Source organism: Lacticaseibacillus camelliae DSM 22697 = JCM 13995 (assembly GCF_001436615.1).
GTDB lineage: Bacteria > Bacillota > Bacilli > Lactobacillales > Lactobacillaceae > Lacticaseibacillus > Lacticaseibacillus camelliae.
This window is the reverse complement of sequence record NZ_AYZJ01000061.1, coordinates 1-374: the sequence shown is the minus strand read 5'-3', so window position 1 is coordinate 374 and position 374 is coordinate 1. Positions and strand designations below refer to the sequence as shown.

The 374-nt window shown below is 41.4% G+C and carries 1 pseudogene; it reads left to right on the top strand.

The window, feature by feature from the left end:
• Positions 1-374: pseudogene (locus tag FC75_RS12810) on the top strand (BREX-1 system adenine-specific DNA-methyltransferase PglX); the annotation flags it as partial.

Below are 374 nucleotides of genomic sequence, written 5' to 3'. Positions count from 1 at the left end.
TTATTACTTTCGTGAAGCGATTACCTGGTCTCTAATTACGAGCGGTGGATTTAGTATCCGTTACCGTGAACCCGGCAGTATTCATGATGTTTCCGGAATGTCAGCATTCTCTATGTCTCACGCTGACTTAATGCGAATCATGGCGGTTATGAATAGCAAGGTTGGAAATTACGTGTTGAAGATGCTGAATCCGACTATCAATCTTCAGGTTGGTAACTTCTCTTCATTCCCAGTACTTACTTCTCTGAATGATGATGCAACGGTGTTGAAGATGACTGACAAGGCCGTGGAGATCGCTAAAGAAGATTGGAATGTAGACGAGAATTCTTGGAACTTTAAATCTAATGAATTTATGGATCATATCGCTGAGCATC